This is a genomic window from Chitinophaga pinensis (assembly GCF_007896845.1).
Lineage (GTDB): Bacteria > Bacteroidota > Bacteroidia > Chitinophagales > Chitinophagaceae > Chitinophaga > Chitinophaga pinensis_C.
On sequence record NZ_VOHS01000032.1, the window covers coordinates 1 to 20,313 of the forward strand.

Consider the following 20,313-nt stretch of genomic DNA (forward strand, 5'->3'; position numbering starts at 1 on the left):
TGCCGAATGTTTTCACTTAAATTTTTTGGGTAATCCTCCTATGTATCCTCTCGAAATTGTTCGGATACTTTACGGATGTTCCCCATCAAGTGGTGTCTTTTTTTCGACCCTTCTTGCACGTGTGTGGCCATTTGCATTTCTGGCGATAACAAACAGTCTTTCATTTTCATCATTTAGATTCAATCCGTCCAGTACTGACGGATTATGTGTTGTGATGATCACCTGCTTGTTGTGTTCAACAGCAAGCTGGGATAAAATGGTAATTAATTTACTGCATAATTTGGGATTCAATGCAGTGTCTATATTGTCGATAGCGAAAAACGACGGCGTATAGTCGCTTGTGAATAAAGTTATATAAAAAGCAGATATAGAAAACCCTCATTGGCGTTTCTGATGTCAAAGATTTCAGACCATCTTCCAGATATTTGTCGGTTATATAGAATTCAGTATCTCCGAAAGAAGCATCTTCTTTTATATCAAAAGAATCAAACCAGTCAATCAGTAAAAGATTTTCTCTTATACTTTCGTATTGTACCGGCTTCTCCTTTTTGATAACCTTAAGAAGTTTTAACAGTCCTTCTCCTTTAGAACCGAGAGGTTCAACATATGTTTCTTCCTGATGGAAGTTCCTGAGAAAATAATTTTCAGGTGAGAAAATTATAAATCCACTTATATCAGTGTGTCCAATGTGCGTAGTTGTAGGATCAAGCCAGGGTGAGAGCAATTCCAGCTGTTTGCGAATATCGTTAATGTCATTTTCAGATATTGTGCTATTTTTTTCCAGACTTAAGAAACTCTGTAATAGTTGCCTATATAACTCATATGTTTTGCTTGCAACTTTTTTATCATTTAATTCAGATAAATCGACGTTTAATGCCCCATCATTTGCTAATAAAGATGTCTTCCATTTTGAAAATGGAAGATTATCATTCTGAAAGGTGATATCTATAGTTTTGTCAGAAGTTTTAAGCGTAATTAAAATATCCTGATTGCTATTATCCTCAGTAAACCGCCTCTCATTAATTGTGGGTCAGATGCTCTGGCCCCCCTTGCTGAAAGGAGTTCATTTTCAACATTATGATTTAATCCTGCTGCCGCAAATACTATACTCTCCAATATTACTCTTCCCACATCCATTTTCCCCGATAAAAACATTGAACCGTCCCAGATCAATGGAAAGATCGTCAATTGATTTAAAGTTTCTGATCCTGATATTGTCCAGCATACGTGTTCTTTCGTTCAATGATAAATTTATCGAATAAATTCCGTTATTCCTTATTTCCACACTCCCTTCACCATCCTCTCCTTCCCAAACAAATCCTTCTTAATCTCCACTTCCACATATCCCATACCTTCCAACACTGCGGCTGTCTCTTTGCCAAACGCTTCATTAATCTCAAAGTACAAGACTCCGCCAGCCCGTAATTTCTCTTTACCCATCAACCCGATCTCTCTGTAAAACAACATCGCATCATCATCTGGTACAAACAACGCCAGAGAAGGCTCGTAAGATACCACCTGTTCCTGCATATCCGCACTTTCACGCTGACATATATACGGTGGATTGCTTACGATAATATCAAATATCGGTAAATGCGCCCATGCCGCTTTATTAAGAATATCCACCAGTTCAAAAGTAACATCGAGATGTTGCTTTGCAGCGTTATCCTTCGCTGTTTGTATAGCGCCTTCGCTTACATCTACTGCCTGCACAAGTGCCTGTGGCAGTTCTTTCTTAATAGCCAAAGGAATGGCGCCGCTGCCGGTACCAATATCTAATATCCGTGGCTGTGAGGCATGTGTAGCACGGACATCCTGCACGATCCATTCCACCAGTTCCTCCGTTTCCGGACGGGGGATCAGTACATGCGGATTCACCTGCAGTTCCATACCGTAAAACCAGCTGCTGCCGATTACATATTGTACAGGCTCATGTGCCAGGAGGGCTTTTACTGCAGCTGTTAACTGTGTAGTCTGTTCAGCTGTCAGCATACGCTCTTTGTATACGATCCTGTCCATCTTAGACATACCGGTTACATACTCCATGACGATATGTGCAATATTGGCAGCTTCACGCTGACCCTGTATAGGTTCCAGTGAGGTGACGATATGTGTAAAGGCGGTCTGTATAGTCATATAAAAATGGGTCTTACAGGGAAAATCCCTGCTGAAACGATATTTTTGCACACAAATGTATAATATCAGACGCGATCATGGACAGCTCTTCCGATGAATTTTACATGCAAAGATGTCTGCAACTGGCAAAGCTGGGCGCAGGAAATGTAGCGCCCAACCCAATGGTAGGGGCTGTATTGGTATATGAAGGCCGTATTATTGGTGAAGGTTATCACCGGCAGTATGGTTTTGCACATGCAGAGGTAAATTGTGTGCATTCCGTAAAACCGGCAGATAAACACCTGATTCCCGCAGCTACCATGTATGTGAGTCTGGAGCCCTGTGCGCATTATGGCAAAACGCCTCCTTGTGCAGAATTGATCGTATCGCAGAAAATAGGCACCGTGGTGATCGGTTGTGTGGATACCTTTTCTCAGGTGGCCGGTAAAGGCATTGAGATATTGAAGGCCGCAGGGATTACTGTACGGACGAGCATATTGGAAGCAGCCTGCCGTGAATTGAACAGCCGTTTTTTCACATTCCATGAGCAAAAACGGCCGTATATCATATTGAAATGGGCACAAAATGCAGCTGGTTTTATGACAGGTGCTGACGGCAGACCGGTACGTATTTCTAATCCGCTGACTGACAGACTGGTACATCGCTGGCGTAGTGAAGAAATGGGTATACTGGTAGGAACAAATACCGCTGTTGCGGATAACCCCCGACTGAATAATCGCCTCTGGACAGGCAAAGATCCTGTCAGAATTGTCATAGACCGTACATTAAAAACACCGCGTGACTATCATTTATGGCATGGACCTGCCACACTATTTGTTACTGGTGAACCAGAAGGAAAACAGACTGACGCAGAAATGGTGACAGCCGATTTCTCTCAACCTCTGCTGCCACAGCTGATGAAGATCTTACATGACAGACGCATGCTTAGTGTATTGGTAGAAGGTGGTGCACATGTGTTAAGAGAAATGACAGGAGCTGGATTGTGGGATGAAGCCCGTGTTATCATTGGTAATAATCCACTGGCGCAGAGTGTAAAAGCACCTGTATTATCGCATTCACTGCTGAAAAAAACACAAACACTGGAAGGTGATCAGATACTGTTTTACCTGAATATAAAGGAGGAAAAGACGGCATGAGATATATACTGCGTCCTGTATACCTGTTGACCATATTTTGTTGCTGTATGCTGACGGCCAGCGCCCAGAAAGATAAATGGGTGGGTACCTGGTCAATGGACTATAAACCATGGCCAACTACGGGTGGCATAAAAATGCAGTTGCAGATCGGCAACCCTGTATATAATACTTTGTATCCTGCTCAACTGAAAGTGATCTACCCGCCTTTCTCAGGCACCTATGAGGTATTACTGGCAAAGAAGAATGACAAACAGCTGGGTATTGGCCGCAATAAGTATCCCATTTCAGAGGTGCCTTTCCGGCTGGGCGCATGGATGCTCTACCTGAATGGTACATTGAGCTATGAGGCAAAGAGTACACCGGAACTGTCCGTACAGCGTATGTGGATCAACTCGCAGGACTTGTACATGCAGGGACTATATGATGATGATGAGATGTATGCATACATGAAAGACCTGCTGCGAGAATTGCTTTCCCGAAAGGAAATTGCACTGAAGAAAATCAATAATATCCCCTGGCAACACAAGGACATCCAACGTATACTGCATCCGGAAGGCGATTCCATCTATTTCGGCATCTATGATAAAGTAGATATTTACGATAGCATTGTACCGCTTTCTATCCGGGATGAAGATGCGGTCGATAAAGATACTGTAACACTGCTGCACAACGGAAAAGTGTTACTGGATAAAGCTTACATCAATGAAACAGGTAAGGTGTTTCAGTTGCCGCTGGATACAGGTATTAACATCGTTACTTTTTTTGCAGATAATTATGGCCGTCTTCCGCCTAATACCGGCTCGTTTCGTATAAAGAGTTCTACTGGCCGGTACATATACGATTTTACTGATCGTCCTAACCGGTACGCCACTTTCCTGGTCGCGCAGCTGAACCGTATACCACGTAAGCCTGTTACTGATAGCACACAGCAGATTCATCTTAATAAGCTAAGTGCTGATGCCCGGGAAGCCACGAATGATGTAAATACGAATATAACAGGACAAGGGTCATCTATAGTAAACGGGAAGATCGTAAGTCCGACCGATAATACAACAGCCAATACTACCGGACAGCCATCCTCTTCAACAGAAACAACAGTCACACAGCATGGAGATATGACCATTCTGAGAGGCAAAAATACTGCCCATCCGGCATGGGATACGGTTAAACCGGTATTGCTGAAACCTATTGATGATAAGCGTATCACAGAGCGTAAGAACAGTCTGCTGGAAAAGACATTTAAAGTACAGGAATCAGAGATATTACTGGAACTCTGGGATGATGCGGCAGAAGATGGAGACAGTATTTCTATTCGTCTGAATGGGCAGGAAGTGGTGACTGGATTTCCGGTAAAAAAGAAACGCCAGCTACTGAAAGTTACGCTGCAGGAAGGAGAGAACCGATTGATTATGGTAGCAGATAATCTGGGCAGTATTCCTCCTAATACAGCAGTATTGCGGATTGTAGCCGGTGCTTTACGTAGATTTGTGAGCATTAAGACAAATATGAAGCAGAATAATATGCTGCTGATCGTATATGAGCCGAAGCCTGTTTCTGCCGGCAAACCCGAAAAAGGGAAACCCCGAAAAAAATAACGCATGGAAGTTTACTATACAATAGAAAAGTCTGCAATGGCAGAATTCAAGGACAGGGGCAGTAAGTTCCTGGCCTATGCCTGGCCTGTGAAAACAGTAGATCAGGTGAAGGAATGCCTGCAGGAGATCAAGAAAGAACACCCGAAGGCAACGCATCACTGCTTTGCTTACAGACTGGGAACTGACGGATTACAGTTCCGTGCCAATGATGACGGAGAGCCTTCAGGTACGGCAGGTAAACCCATTCTGGGACAGATAGACAGCAAGCAACTGACAGATGTATTGGTCGTGGTAGTACGTTATTTCGGTGGTACATTACTGGGTGCCCCGGGCCTGATCAATGCTTATAAAGCATCTACGTCAATGGTCCTGCAACTTATACCGGCAGTGCAAAAGAATGTTGAAGCAAAATATCATCTCACTTTTGATTATACGATTCTGAACGAAATTATGACAGTTGTGAAACAACAGAACTGTACAATATACGCACAGGAATTACAGCTGTTTTGTTCGATGGATATCGGAGTGCCGAAAGCTGTACAGGAGCATACTTTGCTGAAGCTGAATGATATCAGGGGACTGGAGATCAAGGAGATGAAAGAGAAGAAGTAGGAATTATATTTTATAAGTCATGAGTATAAAATAAGAGGCGCCCATAGTAATGGACGCCTCTTATTTTATGTAACATTCGCGGTAATCTCTGCTGCATTCCTGATTCCTAATGCTTAGTTAAGAACCGGCTGCTGACTACCAGCTCCTTACTGCCTTTTTCATACTTATAAAATCCTTCACCGCTTTTCACCCCCAGATAGCCTGCTGTCACCATATTTACTAACAGCGGACAAGGAGCATATTTCGGATTACCGAAGCCGTCGTGCAGTACGCGCATGATAGAAAGACATACATCCAGTCCGATGAAATCAGCCAGTTGTAATGGTCCCATCGGATGGGCCATACCCAGTTTCATCACGGTATCAATTTCAGCGACACCAGCCACACCTTCATACAGCGAATAGATGGATTCATTGATCATCGGCATCAGGATGCGGTTGGCGATGAAGCCCGGATAGTCATTGACGACACAAGGTATTTTGCCTAATTTTTCAGACAGTGTAACGATGGCGTCGGTCACTTCTCTGGTGGTGGCGTAGCCATTAATGATCTCTACGAGTTTCATAACCGGCACCGGGTTCATGAAATGCATACCGATGACCTTTTCGGGTCTTTTGGTAACAGCCGCGATGCTGGTGATGGAAATGGAAGAGGTGTTAGTCGCCAGAATAGCGTCAGGAGCTGTATGCTGGTCCAGTTCACGGAAGATCTTCAGCTTCAGGTCTGTATTTTCTGTAGCTGCTTCTACAACCAGTTCAGCCGATTTCACGCCATTAGGAATATCGGTGAATGTAGCGATATTCTGCAGGGTCTGCTGTCTGATCTCTTCTGTGATAGTTCCTTTGCTCAGTTGTCTCTCCACGTTTTTGTCAATAGTTTGCAGCGCTTTTTCCAACGCGGGGGCAGAAACATCAATGAGGTTCACTTTAAAACCGTTCTGTGCAAATACGTGTGCAATACCATTTCCCATGGTACCTGCGCCGATGACAGCAATTTGTTGCATGGTGTATTGATTTAAAGAGATGGTACTCAGGCCATCCGGCTAATAACCATAATCGGTACCGCCGTAGCTGTAGTTGTTATTATTCTGTTTTTTGAAGTCACCCCGTTTCCAGGCCTGGATAAACTGTGCCCATGCCATAGGGTTGAGGATATTCTGTGGAGGGACCTGACCTGCGTAGTACAGTGACTGCGCCTGTTTGTTCAGGAACATGTTGGTTGCTTCGCGCGCATCCGGTGGTGTATAACGGGAAAGTGCACGCATACGGGCATTCTCGGTGTTCTTACGGGCCAGTTCATATTCGTCATCCGGAATGTCGGTGCTTACAAATGCCTTATCAAACTCTTCTCTGGTAGGGTAGGGTCTGATAATGGTTACCGGCAGATACGTGGTATCATCCACCAGCAGTTGTATCATGGAATAATTGTTTCCCGGCAGGGTCAGCGGGATCTTATAGTCTTTCTTTTTAAAACCTACAGCGCTGAACGTCAGGGTATCTCCTTTAAAAGCAACGATTGAAAACACACCCTGGCTGTTGGAAATAGTACCACGGCGTTGTCCTTTTACCAATACACTTACTGCAGGTACTGCCCGGAGGCTGTCTGCTGTCATGGTAATACCGGAAATCTGGATGATGCTGTCTTTAAATTGAGATAGCTGGGCCTTCACCAGGAAAGGAAGAAACAGGAAAGACAACAGTATGTAGGTACATTTTTTATTCATGCCGCCTCTAAGATAAATTATTTGTTTTAAAACCTTGGCCATAGGATTGTGTTCCAGTCAATATAGAGGATGAATGGAAACGAGATCGACAAAAACTATGACAGCGGGGACAAATTAACTCCCAATTGGGTTAACTTTGCATCCTGGAATTAAAATTAACAACTATTTATGATCACTACGGAGCAGATATTGAAGGCTTTGAGCAATGTGGAAGAGCCTGATCTGGGGAAGGACCTGGTAACACTGAATATGGTGAAAGACATTGAGATTGATGGTAATAAGGTGAAATTTACCGTTGTCCTGACTACCCCTGCCTGCCCGCTGAAAGATCTGATCAGGAATGCTTGTGTGAATGCAATTCACCACCTTGTAAGTAAGGAAGCGGAAGTTCAAGTGAATATGACAGCCAACGTAAACTCCAACAGGAAAGATGCCCGGAGTGTATTACCTAACGTGAAAAATATCATCGTTGTAGCTTCCGGTAAAGGAGGCGTAGGTAAATCCACTGTAGCAGCTAACCTGGCCCTGGCACTGTCCGAAGGCGGTGCAAAGGTAGGACTGATGGATGCAGATATTTATGGTCCGTCCGTGCCCATCATGTTCGGTATTCGCGGAGAACGCCCGATGATGGAAACTGTAGAAGGAAAAGGCATGATTGTCCCGATAGAAAAACATGGCATCAAACTGATGTCAATCGGGTCTCTGATAGATGAGAAGCAGGCAGTTGTATGGCGTGGCCCTATGGTCAGCAGCGCATTGAGACAGTTCCTCACAGACGTAAACTGGGGCGAACTGGATTACCTGGTAATAGATACGCCTCCAGGTACAGGCGACGTACACCTGACACTGGTACAGACCGTACCGGTAACAGGCGTGGTAATGGTGACCACTCCGCAGGATGTGGCACTGGCTGACGCCAAAAAAGGTATCGCTATGTTTGGTGGCGGTCAGATCAATGTACCGATCCTCGGTCTGATTGAAAATATGGCCTATTTTACCCCGGCCGAGCTGCCTGATAATAAATACTACATATTTGGTCAGGAAGGCGGTAAACGTCTGGCAGAACAGCTGGAAATACCGTTCCTGGGTCAGATACCACTGGTGCAAAGCATCCGTGAAGGTGGTGATGATGGTGTTCCGGCGATGGTGGGTGGAGATAATCCAACCAAACTGTCCTTTATGGGTACTGCCAGCATCGTGGCGCGTAACATCGCTATGAGAAATGCGAATGTGCCGCCTACCAAGATCGTTGAGGTCTTTGTATAAGCAATCAATGTTCTTCTATATAAAAAAGCCATCTCGCTTTCAGCGGATGGCTTTTTTCGTTTTTATAGCGCATCTGATACCACTACATAATAAATGGCTTACCACCTACCATCACTTCCTGCGTTTTTTCGTCGAAAGTTGCTTTCAGACCAGTACGATAAGCCGCATTGGCCATGATCAGCGCGATAGAGTGAGAGTAAGCTGCTTCGATCGGCGCATTGGCCGGTTTGCGGTCACGTACACACTGCATCCAGTTACGCACGTGGGCATTGGTCAGCGGATCGCCGCCCATATTAGCGGAAGTAGCTATTTTGGTTTCGTTGGTCGCCAATGTCATTTCCGGCAGCAGATTGGCATGAAGGCCCATTTCCTGCGCTTCTCTTTCTGTTAAACCACCCGCCGGAGTAATTTTGTTCTTGTCTATATCAATAGTGCCACCGTTGGAATAGTACATTTCTTTGGTACCTCCGGAAGAGTTGGAGAAACGGGAACTGTAAGATACCTGAAAGCCGCTGGATGGATCATTCTGCGGACCATAGTCAAATACCGCTGTGATCGTATCCGCATTCACACGACCATCTTTCCACATATAAATACCGCCGTTGGCAACTGCTGAACGTGGATGCTGCAGACCGGTAAACCAGTGTACAGTATCGATCTGGTGTGTCATCCACTGACCGAAAATGCCGGAAGAATAAGGCCAGAACAGACGATATTCCAGATATTTACGCGGATCCCAGTTGTCTTTCGGACGACCAGCCAAAAAACGTGTCCAGTCTGTATCTTCCTGACGGATCTCTTTTACCAGTGCTGGTCTGCGCCAACGACCGGGCTGATTCACGTTCCAGGTCATTTCCACCATGGTGATCGGACCGAATTTGCCTTCCTTGATGAAATTGTTGGCTGCATGGTAACTATCACCGCTACGGCGCTGTGTACCTACCTGAAAGATCTTACCGGAGTCTTTTACCGCTTTCAGAGCTTTACGGGCATCGTCCATGGTTTCTGCAAATGGTTTTTCACAGTACACGTCCATTTTATTACCTACGGCCTCTATGGTATGATAAGCGTGCTGGAAATCGGCTGTTGCAACCATCACCGCATCCAGATCCTTCATCTTATATAATTCGTCGTTATTGACACAGGCTTTGATGTCATGACCTGCCTTCTGCTGCAGGAAGGCCTTTCCTTCTTCACGTCTGCGGCTCCAGATATCAGATACCGCGATCATGTCAAAATTCAGTTCTTTATGGTTGGAAAAGAAACAGGGCAGTAACGTCTGTCTTGCACGGTCAGAAAAGCCTACCAATCCTACATTGACCCTGTCATTGGCGCCCATAATACGGGCATAGCTGCTGGCAGGAAGGCCCATGGCACTGAGTGTTATACCTGCGGAGGTAAGCAGGGAATCTTTCAGGAATTCACGACGTGATTTCATTCTATATGAGATTTAAAGTGGTTATTGTTTTTTGTAAGCGTTGTTGATCTGCTGCTCCATATACACCAGAGTAGGGCGGGTCTGTGCCTGCATATTGTCCCAACGGCATTCCAGTGAAATCCGGCCGGTATAGCCGATATTACCCAGTGCTGCGATATAAGGCTTTACATCATCTCCGGTGGAGCCGGGAGCAGTGCGTTTTTCTCTTTCGGCAATATGACAGTGTACCAGATTTTTAGCCGCCTTTTTCAACATTTCAGGCGATTCATGCTCCTTCAGCATATGATAGATATCTGCGGTCAGTTTGAAGTTGGGATGACCCACCGCCATTACGACGGCATTCGCTTCTTCCAGTGTGGTCACGAAATTGGTCTCCGTCGTATTCAGGTTTTCTATCGCGATCACCAGACCATATTTCCCGGCTACAACCGCCATTTTGCGACACAGATCGACAAATTGCATGGTGGCCGTGTCTTTATTATAGCCATCCGGCAGTTTACGCGAATTACCGCTTCCTAATACAATCAGTTCAATACCAGCCCGTTTGGCCCTTGTCATGACGTGTTCTACATAGTCCAGCACCTTATTCTCGTTTACCTCCCGACCCGTCAGGCGGATTTCAGCCGGAAAGAAACTATTACAGGTCTGTACCTGACACTGCATCTTTCGCAGCTGGGCCAGTTGTACATTAAATGTATCCTCCGGTATGGCAGGAGACAGGAGCTTTTGTACACTTTCCTCTATATATACATAGCCGGAAGCGTGTAGTAAACTGTCATTTGCACGGGAAGTACAGACACCAACTTTTGGTAATCCGGTTTGTGCATTCGATTGCAAAGCTTGCAGGAATATCGCAAAAAATAGCAGCCAGGAATAGTTTTTCATAATTTCTTTTTCATGAACGGGAAGGCTAAAAGTTAGGAACAATATTTTATAAATCCAAAAGGTCACTATAGGATACTGCCATTCACCGGCACCTATCTGACTGAAAAAGAGCAGATTCGCCCCGCCAGCCGCTTTCCGATACTTTTTCCCTATATTTATATTAGTCCGGGAACTGTATACTGTATTCCATATTTTATTAATATTTTCATTTCAAACGGCATTGCTTAAGTTTTACTTAACTTTGCGCCCCAAATCAATCTTTTATGAACAGACAGGAACTGGTGAATCTGATTAAAGAGAAGCAATCTTATCTCTGTGTGGGATTAGATACTGATCTTCAAAAGATCCCCCGCCATCTACTTTCCCATCCAGACCCCGTATTTGCTTTTAACAAGGCCATTATTGATGCAACAAAGGATCTCTGTGTATCCTATAAGATCAATACTGCCTTCTATGAGTGTATGGGTATCCGTGGCTGGGAGAGCCTGCAACGTACGGTGGAATATATCCCTTCCGGGCTGTTTACCATTGCAGATGCAAAACGTGGAGACATTGGCAATACCTCCACACAATACGCCAAAACATTCTTCGAGACATATAACTTTGACGCAGTGACCGTTGCGCCTTACATGGGACGTGACAGCGTGCTGCCTTTTCTGGCATTCAACGAGAAATGGACCATTATGCTGGGTCTTACCTCCAACGAAGGCAGTCAGGACTTCCAGTTACAGTCAGCAGGCGACGAGATGCTGTATGAAAAAGTAATGAAGGCTGGTATGAGCTGGGGTACGCCTGACAACCTGATGTTTGTGGTAGGCGCCACACAGTCCGCTCAGCTGGGATATATCCGAAAACTGGTACCTGATCACTTCTTCCTGGTACCGGGTGTAGGTGCACAGGGTGGTAGTCTGCAGGAGATCTCCGCACAGGCGATGAACAAAGACTGCGGATTACTGGTAAATGCCAGCCGCTCCATCATTTATGCCGGTAACGGCGAAGATTTCGCGCAGGATGCCCGTAATGCCGCTCAACAGCTGCAACAGGAAATGGCCGAATATCTTAGTGTAAAACAGACCATCGTTCCTTAATTCAGTCCGGTAGACAGTGCCCCTGTCAGCGGCTGAAATATAGCAGTCCATAGTCAGCATTCATCTCCTTTCATGGAATGTTCGCAGACTATGGACTTTTTTTGTCAGTGAATCATTAAATTGAGACAGACTTAAAACGTGTTCCACATGCTTAAAGACCTGTTTCAATCTCCCGATTATTTCCACGTAGATGGTTTGTTGACCGAAGAACATCTCATGGTGCGCGATGCCGTACGCCAATGGGTGAAAAAAGAAATATCCCCGATTATAGAAGATGCCTGTCAGCAGGCAAGTTTTCCCTCCCAGATTATCAAAGGCTTAGGTGAATTGGGCTGCTTTGGTCCGACTATTCCACAGGAATATGGCGGCGGCGGTATGGACCATATTGCCTACGGCCTGATGATGCAGGAGCTGGAAAGAGGAGATAGCGGGGTCAGGTCTACCGCCTCTGTACAGGGCTCACTGGTCATGTACCCGATCTTTACCTATGGCAGCGAAGCGCAAAAACGGAAGTTCCTGCCTAAACTGGCCAGCGGGGAATGGATGGGCTGCTTTGGCCTGACAGAACCCAATTTTGGTTCTGATCCGGGAAGTATGATCACCCACTTCAAAGATGCCGGTGACCATGTGATCCTGAACGGTGCCAAAATGTGGATATCCAACGCACCTTTCGCGCAGATTGCGGTAGTATGGGCAAAAGATGAGGAAGGTAAGATCCGCGGACTCATCGTGGAGCGCGGAATGGAAGGATTTACCACACCGGAAACAAAAGGCAAATGGAGTCTGCGTGCGAGTGCTACCGGAGAACTGGTATTTGACAATGTAAAAGTGCCGAAAGAAAATATATTGCCTGACGCAAAAGGACTGAAAGGGCCCCTTAGCTGCCTTTCCTCCGCGCGTTATGGCATTGCATGGGGAGTAACAGGGGCCGCTATGGATTGTTACGATACGGCCCTGCGTTATGCGAAAGAACGCATACAGTTTGGTAAACCTATTGCCGGCTTTCAGCTGACGCAGAAAAAGCTGGCGGAAATGGTCACCGAAATCACCAAAGCACAGTTAATGAACTGGCGTCTGGGGGTATTAAAAAATGAAGGGAAAGCTACCGCTGCACAGATCTCCATGGCCAAACGGAATGCCTGTGAAATAGCCACCCGTATTGCCAGAGATGCACGTCAGATATTAGGAGGAATGGGCATCACAGGAGAATATCCGATCATGCGCCATATGATGAATCTGGAAAGTGTGATCACATATGAAGGGACACATGAGATCCATCTGCTCATCACCGGACAGGATATCACCGGACTGGACGCATTTCACTGATGACAGTTTCCGATATTTATTAAACAACAGCTAACTATAATGACCGGCAGATCGGCTTTTGCAGGATGGAATATCCTCCTGTGTATTATTTTAGGTACGTGTGTACCCGCATCCGCACAACAATTACAGGAATTATCAGGGCCTGCACAGGGTACCTATTTTATTGTAAAATATCTTTCAGATGACACTGCTGGTCTGCGGCCGCAGATAGATTCCATCTTCAACGTTATCGATAATTCACTTTCGCTCTACAAACCGGGCTCGCTGATCAATCGCTTCAACGAACAGACGTCCGTTGAGATGGACGAACACATGGCCAATGTGGTACATCGTTCCATAGAAATCAGTAAAGCAACCAAAGGCGCATTTGATATTACGGTGAAACCACTGGTAGATGCGTGGGGGTTTGGCGTGCATAGACCTGCTGTCAGGACGGTACCTTCTGCTGACACCCTGAAACGTATACTCAACTATATCGGCTACAAATATCTGAAAGTACACGGCCGCACCCTTACGAAAGCAAAGAAAGAAGTGCAGATTGATTGTAATGGTATTGCGCAGGGATATACCACTGATGTCATCGCCCGTTTTTTACAGCAGAAAGGTATTACCAACTATCTCGTAGATGTAGGCGGGGAACTGGCTGCTAACGGAAAGAACCAGCGGGGGAAGATCTGGACAGTCGGTATAGAAACACCATCCGCACAGGTACAGGACGCCCCTGCGCAGGCCTTACTTGAACTGGATAACCGGGCCATCACCACCAGCGGCAACTATCGTCGATTTTTTGAACAGGGAGGAACACATTTTGCCCATAGCATTGATCCGGTTACCGGAGAGGCTTTACATAGTAATATTATTGCAGTGACAGTAATGGCGAAAGATGCGATCACAGCAGATGGATTTGACAATGCACTCATCCTGATGGGTGTGGATAAAGGACTCGAATTTGTCAGCAAACACCCGGCATACGGTTTAGAGGCGTATTTCATCTACAAAGACGAAACAGGTAAAATCAGTGTTGCGTTTTCCGCCGGGTATAAGAACATGATCACATTATAAATAGAAAGGTTCCGTGCATGTACGGAACCTCCCTGAAAAGTGGTTTTTTATAGTATATAGCATACTTAGTTGATGTGAAATCTCAGCCCCACATTTGCCTGTAGCACGTTATAACTTGTAATCTCCTGCTGTTTGTAAGGAGAGTAGCTGTATTGCACACTCGCATTAAACAATAACGGAGAACCTTTGCCAAATGGAATGTTGATCCCTAATTCAGGAGAAACGGCAAACTGCCAGCTGTTATCTCTGTCGGTAAACTGACCGTAATATTTATTGTAAAGCATGTTCACGGTACCTACGCCCAGACCTACATAAGGAATAATAGCAGCATCAGGTTTTGTCAGCTGATATTGCACGGTTGCCAGTATCGGTGTTACCTGTAAAGTACGTGTCTGCACAGCAGATATATCTGTTCCTTTATCGGAATAAACGGCACGTGGCACACGCTGATAAAATTCCTGAAATCCGCTTCTGAGGCCAATAGCCAGTTGATCGTTCAGCTGATATTGCAGACCTGCCCGCCAGCCGCGGAAACTGGTTTTATCGGTATAGTTCTTCAGGGAGCCAAAAGGCTGTGCGATCGAATAATCTACGTTGATGGATAAAGGGGAACGTACCTGCGAAAAAGCGCTTTGTACGCCCAGAGAGGCAATCATCAGCAATATCCAGAGCTTTATACTTTTCATCTCAGTCTCTTTTAAAGTGAATTCATTAATTGTTGCTTGCTTTCAGATAGGTAGACTGTGCAAAAACAGCCGATACCATACTGTCCACATTGTTGATGTTCCATACGCCACTACCGCGCAACATCGCGTTCCATACCGCTACCAGCTGATTGTTATGCGGATTTTTCAGGTCAACCATATCGATTGATACGGCACGCTCTTTCTGATAGACCTGATAATAAGTCGGCCAGTAATAACCATAACCGGGATAGCCCCAATAAAACGGATCATAATAACCACCAATACCTGTCCAGTAACCCGGATCATAATAAATAGCGCTGTAAGTATTGTCAATACGGGTAAGATTGATGGCAAGGTCTGGTTTTGCAGCCCTGTCAATACGCGTGTAACCCCGGGCTTCCAGCGCCTGAGCTACGTCTGCGATCAGTTTCTTATCATAGTCAGTTGACGCACGCCCTTCGCCGGAATTCGTTGCCACGGCCACCGAATCGACGATGCTGAACGTTTTATAGGATGAGAAATTTACGCTGTCGTCGTAGTTAGTTACATAGATCCTTGATTCTTCTTCTGTCATATCTTTCAGCGGATCTTTACTGCAGCTGCTGAATGACAGTACGCCTAATGCGGCACACATTAATAACATGACTCTTTTCATATTCACGGGTTTTATTTTGTTGTTCTCTCAGTAGGTAAAGGGAGGAAATGAGACCTTCTGTAAATTACAGATACATGAAATGTGCCAATGGCTTCCGCAGTTTGTAATAGCACAATTGTATAACGTATTTGAACAACTGATGTTACATGAGGTTTATCCGGGAAATGTTAAGGTATTCATAAAACACGCTCAGCATTGGTAACGCATAAGAATTGAAAATTACAGGAAGTACAGTTGGTATTAAATTTCTTCAGATATAAGGTGAGCATGCTGCCAGAATGAGCACAATTGACCGCACAACAGGGGATGAGTTGTTACGGATTGGGTGTTGAGAGCAGGATAACACAAGGATATCGGACGGCCCGCCGGTTGCATGATAATGCTGAGCAAGGTAATAGTACAGTGAATACAGTAAAGTTCTATAAAAGAAAACGGCGACTCAGGTATAACCTGAATCGCCGTTTATCAGCTATAAAAATTTATGAATGTACTGCGGATAAATAAACGGCTCTTTCTGCCAGCTCACTTTTTAACTGCATGGCAGAAGTAAAATGAATACCATCAATGCCACAGGCAGCTGCACCACGGATATTACGTTCGTTATCGTCAATGAATAAAGTCGAAGAAGGATCCAGATCATAACGGTCCAGCAGCAGGTTATAGAACGCCGCATCCGGTTTACGGATCTTCTCTCTTCCTGACACAACAATACCGTCAAACCATTGCAGGAACGGATAAGTTACCAAAGCCAGCGGAAAAGTTTCATTGGACCAGTTTGTCAGTGCGTATAGTTTAAACTGATTGCATTCTTTCAGCTCTCTGAGCACCTCTACGGTCTCTTCGATCTGCCCACCTAACATTTCCTTCCAACGACCATAAAAGGCCCTTATTTCGGCCTCAAATTGCGGATGTTGGGTAATCAGCAATTCTGTGGCATCCTGCAGGCTTCTGCCGGCATCCTGTTCTTCATTCCAGGCGGAAGTACAGATATTAGAAAGAAAAAAGTCAGTTTCTGCTGCTGTCGCAAATATCTTGTTGTACAGATAACGCGGGTTCCAATCTATCAGCACGGCGCCAAGATCAAAGACCAGGTTGGAATAATTTTTAGTAGCAGCAGTATTCATGTGGATAAAGGTAATGTATTTTATAAATTAGGGAAAAATATAAATTGTTGCAATGATGCAGAAATCAGGCTTATTTGTTTTCACGCATATCTCTGAGTAATCTGATGGTAAGCAATGAGATGAGTATGATGATACCTATGATTCCGGCCCAGATCCATCCTTTGGTTTTAAAGATTGTAGGTTCTTCGTTCGCAACTGTAGTTGGCTTTGCAGTTATAACGCCGGGAGCAGCAATGATATTGTCTGCTTTTAATACAGGAATACGGGCGGGCAGTTTTCCTGCGAAATAAGGCAGGTCATATACTGGTACGCTCAGCGCCGGATTACCGGTCTTTACGACATAACTTTTTCCTTTTTCCAGCCAAGTGGTGAGGTGATAAGCCGCCTGCCACGCACGAACCGCTTGTACTTTGAGTGCCTGATTGTCCTCGTTTTCTATCACGATGTAACACTCCGTCGTTTTTACAGGTGTACGCAGTTTAACGGTATTGGCTTGTCCCGTAGCCAGTGCAAACCGCTCGCCGGATGCAATACCTGATTGCCAGTCGTCGGTAATATAGGCTATACGGTAGTAATAACCGGGCGTATTGATCTGGAATTGTAACTGTTTGATCAGGGATGCTGCGGCAAACTGAAGATGCAGCACTGTCTTTGTTGCAGGCGCTTCTTTTACGGGTGTGATGACAGGAGCCGGTAAAGCAATGAACTGGTTGCTGTCACAGCCCAGTATATAGGAAACCACTTTTTGCTGATCATAGATCCGGATATCCCGCAGATCGGCGCCATTACTTTTAGCCACCAATGCAGGTGTTACAGGGATGTTATAAAACCCTGAATCGGGTGTGACCGGCAGGTCCGCCTGCCACGCAAATTGTTGAGCGGTGGCAGACAAACCTGTTATCGTCAGTAATAAGATAAATAACTGCAGGAACTTAGCTGGCTGTCTTGTCTTCATCTGTCAGTAGTATTTTTTTCAGGCGCTGGTACATGAATGAAATGACCAGCAGCAGTATACCAAGGGAAATAAATGCAGCGATCTTGCCTCCTTCTGAAAGATTGCGCAGATCGAATACAAAAAGCTTCAGTAATGTGAGTGCGAAAAGGCTGATAGAGATAATACGCACCTGTTTTGACTGCCATCTGAATCCGAGGTAAATAAGGACAAAGGCAAAAGCACCCCATAATATGCTATATCCCATACGCTGACTGGTATTCTCCAGTTCTGCATGTTGTATGCCCGGACGGTAGCTTGCCAGCGCCACTATATGATCAAGTGAAGCACTCAATACATACAATAATACGAAGGTGGCTACCCACTGAAATATGTGTATAACGTCCTTCTTACCGGATGCCTTTACGGTCAGATATGCCTGATACAGCATGGTCAGCAGACCCACCATCAACAGATAAGACAGCAGGAAATGTGCGAGTGGTTTATTTGCTTCCAGATAGGCGGTACGCACATCGATGATCACCCAGTTATAATATGCGATAAATACGATAAAGGATATTGCTGAAAGTATAATACCTGCCAGCTGTAGCAACGCATGCTCTTTCCTGCTACGGTACAATACAAAAGCCAGAAACGCGTAATTGTAAATCCCCGAACAGATAGGGTTGATGGCCGGCCAGTGCACATCTGTCTGGTAATAAAGTTCCAGTATGCCTGTGGTATAAATAAGGATCACTGCCAGTAAACCAAAGGCATATCTTACCGCAGATGCCGGTATCTCAGGCAGGAACTTTTCTTCCGTTTCTTTCTTCAGCAAATGTCTGATCATAAAGACAGCTGTTGTGCATACAGCCCCGGTGATAAAGCCCTGATTCAGGAATGGCCACATATTGTGGGATTGTGCATAACGTAAGTCGCCGTATACCTGTTCCCAGTCCATCAGCAGACTGAATGTCATCAGCACAAATACAATACAGGCTGCGTATTTCATCAGAGGCAGGCGTGAACGCATGAATAACCATAGTAGTAATACTGCTTCCGCTGCCCAGAATAAGGTGATATGATTGCCATTCAACTGTACCGGCGCCGCAAGACTCAAAAAGCTCAGGGTAAGACCAATCAGCAGATAGATCAGGTTTTTATCAGCATGCTGATTACGATACAGAGAGTATGCAAAAATGAAATTGAATATGGCAATGCATGCAGTGAACAAACCCTGGAACATGCCATGCTGTATGTGTGAAAGTATCAGCATACCTGCTGCATAATACAGGAAGGTGTTACTCAGCAGGACTATGATCTCCGTCGCCTTAAATGGTACGCGCTGCTTCAGATTATTCACCACATTCATCAGGAAGAATATGATATAGAACAGTGTTGCAAATACAAGCGCCGTTATATAAGGAGGTGTTGCCTGTTTGACGGCTCCGATTAATAACCAGCTACCAAACAGGATGATGGTCGCCGCATAGCTGATAATGTTAACAATATTCCACTTCTTATAGTATGCCAGTATCAGCATACCCACATTCAGGATCAGTATGTAACTAAATAAAACAGTTGCATTGCCTGCACCGGTGCTTATCAGTAAAGGAGAAGAGAATCCGCCTAATATAGCAAATACGGCCAGCTCCTTTCTGTCATAGCTGAGTGAAAGTACGACTGTAAATGCGGTGATCAGTATCATCATGATAAAAGCCAGTGTCTGACTGATCAGGTGATACTGCTGAAAAGCAATAGTAATACTGAAATATAACACAGCTACACCACCGCCTACCAGCACGGAGCTGAAAGCATTGAATGTTTTGCGCAAACGATGTGCAACGCCGATCAGGATACCTCCACAAAGAATACCGATGAAGGTACGACCGGTTTCATTGATCCAGTTGTTATCTATCGCATATTTCAGGAAGAAACCGATACCGATAACGAGTATGGCAATACCAATTTTGTTGAACAGGTTCTCCCCGATAAATTTCTCCAGATCCGGATTTTTTTCCCAGAAGGATGGTGTAGGTTCCATCGGTGGCGCGGGCGTAAAGGCGGCGGCCTGTTCTGATACACCGGAAATATCTGCAGTGCCGGATGCTTCGTTTTCAACCGGCGTTGCGTCATAAGCAGTAAATGCTGCTTCTGATGCAGGAGTAGCAGATACTGGTTCCGGGGTAGCCGGGATGTCTATGACAGGTGTTACTGTTACCGGTGGTGGAGGCGGAGGGGGTACATCTTCAACAATAGGTGGTGGTGTATAAGGTCTGGACTCCGGTCTGACAGTTGCTTGTCTGTCCCAATCATGGCGTGGTGTATACGCTTCGCTGGCGGAAGGTGGACCTGTTTCCTGTTGTTGTCGCAGTAGCCGCTCCAGTTTATATTCGAGCTCCACGAGTTTACTTTTGAGAGCGTTCCCCGTGTTAATAACAATGATCAGGATTACAATTAGCAGGATGAACGTAATTACAGCCATAAGCTATAGGTATTTAATGGGAGTATTGCATGAATATAGTTGATAATTGATAAAAAGCCCCGCATTCAAAGGAACACGAGGCTATATCAACATTGCAACTGAGTAAACGAATTGTTGATGGATTTCAGGAGCAACACGTGCCAGATATTATGCTGCAGGTTGTTT

The 20,313-nt window shown here is 45.2% G+C and carries 19 protein-coding genes; 7 read left to right on the plus strand and 12 right to left on the minus strand.

Features of this window, described 5'->3' with window-relative positions; genetic code table 11:
- Positions 1–69 precede the first annotated feature (69 nt).
- From FEF09_RS22670 to prmC, 3 genes are all read right to left on the minus strand, one after another.
- Positions 70–369, minus strand: a complete 300-nt coding sequence (locus FEF09_RS22670; protein ID WP_146307272.1) for an AAA family ATPase — start codon at positions 367–369, stop codon at positions 70–72.
- Between the two features lie 706 nt (positions 370–1,075).
- Positions 1,076–1,225 carry an AAA family ATPase gene (locus FEF09_RS34920; protein WP_409994876.1) on the minus strand — a complete coding sequence of 50 codons (150 nt, stop codon included), beginning with the start codon at positions 1,223–1,225 and terminating at the stop codon, positions 1,076–1,078.
- A 50-nt stretch (positions 1,226–1,275) separates the two neighbouring features.
- Positions 1,276–2,136 (minus strand): peptide chain release factor N(5)-glutamine methyltransferase, encoded by an 861-nt coding sequence (gene prmC / locus FEF09_RS22680; protein ID WP_146307230.1) that lies wholly within the window; start codon positions 2,134–2,136, stop codon positions 1,276–1,278.
- 77 nt (positions 2,137–2,213) lie between these two features.
- On the opposite strand from prmC, the gene ribD reads away from it, so the two are divergent.
- Genes ribD through FEF09_RS22695 form a run of 3 tightly spaced genes read left to right on the plus strand, consistent with a single transcriptional unit; the run spans position 2,214 to position 5,479 of the window.
- Positions 2,214–3,272 (plus strand): bifunctional diaminohydroxyphosphoribosylaminopyrimidine deaminase/5-amino-6-(5-phosphoribosylamino)uracil reductase RibD, encoded by a 1,059-nt coding sequence (gene ribD, locus FEF09_RS22685; RefSeq protein ID WP_146307231.1) that lies wholly within the window; start codon positions 2,214–2,216, stop codon positions 3,270–3,272.
- Positions 3,269–4,867: a hypothetical protein gene (locus FEF09_RS22690; RefSeq protein ID WP_146307232.1), complete on the plus strand. Its 1,599-nt coding sequence runs from the start codon at positions 3,269–3,271 to the stop codon at positions 4,865–4,867. The genes ribD and FEF09_RS22690 overlap by 4 nt, the downstream gene beginning before the upstream one ends.
- Positions 4,868–4,870: 3 nt before the next feature.
- Positions 4,871–5,479 carry an IMPACT family protein gene (locus FEF09_RS22695; protein ID WP_146307233.1) on the plus strand — a complete coding sequence of 203 codons (609 nt, stop codon included), beginning with the start codon at positions 4,871–4,873 and terminating at the stop codon, positions 5,477–5,479.
- A 106-nt stretch (positions 5,480–5,585) separates the two neighbouring features.
- Here the strand turns inward: FEF09_RS22695 and FEF09_RS22700 are convergent, their stop codons facing one another.
- Positions 5,586–6,482 (minus strand): 3-hydroxyacyl-CoA dehydrogenase family protein, encoded by an 897-nt coding sequence (locus FEF09_RS22700; RefSeq protein WP_146307234.1) that lies wholly within the window; start codon positions 6,480–6,482, stop codon positions 5,586–5,588.
- Positions 6,483–6,521: 39 nt separating this feature from the next.
- Positions 6,522–7,202: a carboxypeptidase-like regulatory domain-containing protein gene (locus FEF09_RS22705; RefSeq protein ID WP_261387681.1), complete on the minus strand. Its 681-nt coding sequence runs from the start codon at positions 7,200–7,202 to the stop codon at positions 6,522–6,524.
- Positions 7,203–7,370: 168 nt separating this feature from the next.
- Between FEF09_RS22705 and FEF09_RS22710 the strand changes: the two genes are divergently transcribed.
- Positions 7,371–8,468 carry an Mrp/NBP35 family ATP-binding protein gene (locus FEF09_RS22710; protein ID WP_146307236.1) on the plus strand — a complete coding sequence of 366 codons (1,098 nt, stop codon included), beginning with the start codon at positions 7,371–7,373 and terminating at the stop codon, positions 8,466–8,468.
- 82 nt (positions 8,469–8,550) lie between these two features.
- On the opposite strand, the gene FEF09_RS22715 is transcribed toward FEF09_RS22710, so the two are convergent.
- Positions 8,551–9,906, minus strand: coding sequence for a Gfo/Idh/MocA family protein (locus tag FEF09_RS22715; RefSeq protein WP_146307237.1), 1,356 nt, complete (start codon positions 9,904–9,906; stop codon positions 8,551–8,553).
- Between the two features lie 21 nt (positions 9,907–9,927).
- Positions 9,928–10,791 carry a sugar phosphate isomerase/epimerase family protein gene (locus tag FEF09_RS22720; RefSeq protein WP_146307238.1) on the minus strand — a complete coding sequence of 288 codons (864 nt, stop codon included), beginning with the start codon at positions 10,789–10,791 and terminating at the stop codon, positions 9,928–9,930.
- 263 nt (positions 10,792–11,054) lie between these two features.
- Between FEF09_RS22720 and pyrF the strand changes: the two genes are divergently transcribed.
- The 3 genes from pyrF to FEF09_RS22735 all read left to right on the plus strand — a co-directional run bounded on the left by pyrF (position 11,055) and on the right by FEF09_RS22735 (position 14,267).
- Positions 11,055–11,879 carry an orotidine-5'-phosphate decarboxylase gene (pyrF, locus tag FEF09_RS22725; protein ID WP_146307239.1) on the plus strand — a complete coding sequence of 275 codons (825 nt, stop codon included), beginning with the start codon at positions 11,055–11,057 and terminating at the stop codon, positions 11,877–11,879.
- A gap of 147 nt (positions 11,880–12,026) precedes the next feature.
- Entirely contained in the window at positions 12,027–13,205 is a 1,179-nt protein-coding gene (locus FEF09_RS22730; RefSeq protein ID WP_146307240.1) for an acyl-CoA dehydrogenase family protein, read from the plus strand.
- A gap of 39 nt (positions 13,206–13,244) precedes the next feature.
- Positions 13,245–14,267, plus strand: a complete 1,023-nt coding sequence (locus FEF09_RS22735; protein WP_146307241.1) for an FAD:protein FMN transferase — start codon at positions 13,245–13,247, stop codon at positions 14,265–14,267.
- 65 nt (positions 14,268–14,332) lie between these two features.
- Here the strand turns inward: FEF09_RS22735 and FEF09_RS22740 are convergent, their stop codons facing one another.
- From FEF09_RS22740 to FEF09_RS22760, 5 genes are all read right to left on the minus strand, one after another.
- Entirely contained in the window at positions 14,333–14,953 is a 621-nt protein-coding gene (locus FEF09_RS22740) for an outer membrane beta-barrel protein (protein WP_146307242.1), read from the minus strand.
- 25 nt (positions 14,954–14,978) lie between these two features.
- A complete protein-coding gene (locus FEF09_RS22745; RefSeq protein WP_146307243.1) occupies positions 14,979–15,608 on the minus strand; it encodes a DUF4136 domain-containing protein in 630 nt (209 codons plus the stop codon).
- Positions 15,609–16,087: 479 nt separating this feature from the next.
- Positions 16,088–16,732: an HAD family hydrolase gene (locus FEF09_RS22750; RefSeq protein WP_146307244.1), complete on the minus strand. Its 645-nt coding sequence runs from the start codon at positions 16,730–16,732 to the stop codon at positions 16,088–16,090.
- Positions 16,733–16,802: 70 nt separating this feature from the next.
- Positions 16,803–17,687 carry a hypothetical protein gene (locus FEF09_RS22755; protein WP_146307245.1) on the minus strand — a complete coding sequence of 295 codons (885 nt, stop codon included), beginning with the start codon at positions 17,685–17,687 and terminating at the stop codon, positions 16,803–16,805.
- Positions 17,665–20,148, minus strand: coding sequence for a DUF2339 domain-containing protein (locus FEF09_RS22760; protein ID WP_146307246.1), 2,484 nt, complete (start codon positions 20,146–20,148; stop codon positions 17,665–17,667). Before FEF09_RS22760 ends, FEF09_RS22755 begins: the two co-directional genes overlap by 23 nt.
- Between the last annotated feature and the right edge of the window lie 165 nt (positions 20,149–20,313).

Excerpts from the sequence above, each read along its gene's own strand:
- FEF09_RS34920 (WP_409994876.1), bottom strand. The coding sequence starts at position 1,225 with ATGCTGGACAATATCAGGATCAGAAACTTTAAATCAATTGACGATCTT.
- prmC (WP_146307230.1), bottom strand. The coding sequence starts at position 2,136 with ATGACTATACAGACCGCCTTTACACATATCGTCACCTCACTGGAACCT.
- ribD (WP_146307231.1), top strand. The coding sequence starts at position 2,214 with ATGGACAGCTCTTCCGATGAATTTTACATGCAAAGATGTCTGCAACTG.
- FEF09_RS22690 (WP_146307232.1), top strand. The coding sequence starts at position 3,269 with ATGAGATATATACTGCGTCCTGTATACCTGTTGACCATATTTTGTTGC.
- FEF09_RS22695 (WP_146307233.1), top strand. The coding sequence starts at position 4,871 with ATGGAAGTTTACTATACAATAGAAAAGTCTGCAATGGCAGAATTCAAG.
- FEF09_RS22700 (WP_146307234.1), bottom strand. The coding sequence starts at position 6,482 with ATGCAACAAATTGCTGTCATCGGCGCAGGTACCATGGGAAATGGTATT.
- FEF09_RS22705 (WP_261387681.1), bottom strand. The coding sequence starts at position 7,202 with ATGAATAAAAAATGTACCTACATACTGTTGTCTTTCCTGTTTCTTCCT.
- FEF09_RS22710 (WP_146307236.1), top strand. The coding sequence starts at position 7,371 with ATGATCACTACGGAGCAGATATTGAAGGCTTTGAGCAATGTGGAAGAG.
- FEF09_RS22715 (WP_146307237.1), bottom strand. The coding sequence starts at position 9,906 with ATGAAATCACGTCGTGAATTCCTGAAAGATTCCCTGCTTACCTCCGCA.
- FEF09_RS22720 (WP_146307238.1), bottom strand. The coding sequence starts at position 10,791 with ATGAAAAACTATTCCTGGCTGCTATTTTTTGCGATATTCCTGCAAGCT.
- pyrF (WP_146307239.1), top strand. The coding sequence starts at position 11,055 with ATGAACAGACAGGAACTGGTGAATCTGATTAAAGAGAAGCAATCTTAT.
- FEF09_RS22730 (WP_146307240.1), top strand. The coding sequence starts at position 12,027 with ATGCTTAAAGACCTGTTTCAATCTCCCGATTATTTCCACGTAGATGGT.
- FEF09_RS22735 (WP_146307241.1), top strand. The coding sequence starts at position 13,245 with ATGACCGGCAGATCGGCTTTTGCAGGATGGAATATCCTCCTGTGTATT.
- FEF09_RS22740 (WP_146307242.1), bottom strand. The coding sequence starts at position 14,953 with ATGAAAAGTATAAAGCTCTGGATATTGCTGATGATTGCCTCTCTGGGC.
- FEF09_RS22745 (WP_146307243.1), bottom strand. The coding sequence starts at position 15,608 with ATGAAAAGAGTCATGTTATTAATGTGTGCCGCATTAGGCGTACTGTCA.
- FEF09_RS22750 (WP_146307244.1), bottom strand. The coding sequence starts at position 16,732 with ATGAATACTGCTGCTACTAAAAATTATTCCAACCTGGTCTTTGATCTT.
- FEF09_RS22755 (WP_146307245.1), bottom strand. The coding sequence starts at position 17,687 with ATGAAGACAAGACAGCCAGCTAAGTTCCTGCAGTTATTTATCTTATTA.
- FEF09_RS22760 (WP_146307246.1), bottom strand. The coding sequence starts at position 20,148 with ATGGCTGTAATTACGTTCATCCTGCTAATTGTAATCCTGATCATTGTT.